This window comes from Pseudomonas sp. K5002 (assembly GCF_013386655.1).
Classification (GTDB): Bacteria; Pseudomonadota; Gammaproteobacteria; order Pseudomonadales; family Pseudomonadaceae; genus Aquipseudomonas.
Window position 1 is genome coordinate 1 of the sequence record NZ_JACARK010001454.1, and the last position, 449, is coordinate 449.

The window sequence follows — 449 nt, forward strand, 5'->3', positions numbered from 1 at the left end:
TCAGCCGCAACCAAAGCGGCGGCAGCCTGGTAGGCGCCGGCGTGCTCGGCGCCCTGTCCGGCTTGCTGGTGGGCCCGTGCATGACCGCGCCCCTGGCCGGCGCGCTGCTGTACATCGCCCAAAGCGGCAACGCCTTGCACGGCGGCCTGATCCTGTTTGCCATGGGCATCGGCATCGGTGTGCCACTGTTGCTGCTGGTGACCGTGGGCAACCGCTTCCTGCCCAAGCCTGGCACCTGGATGAATATCCTCAAGGGCATCTTCGGCTTCCTGTTTCTCGCCACCGCCGTGCTGATGATTCGCCCGGTGGTCGGTGAAACCCTGTGGCTCGGCTTGTGGGGTGTGCTGGCGCTGGTCATGGCCTACTGCGGCTGGCGCCTGGCCCGCGATTTCGGGCGTACCGCCATGCTGTTCGGTGCCGGTTCGCTGGTGCTGGGCCTCTGGGGCAGC

At 67.7% G+C, this 449-nt stretch carries 1 pseudogene; it reads left to right on the plus strand.

The window, feature by feature from the left end:
- Window positions 1-449 (plus strand): annotated as a pseudogene (locus tag HX846_RS37140) (thiol:disulfide interchange protein); the annotation flags it as partial.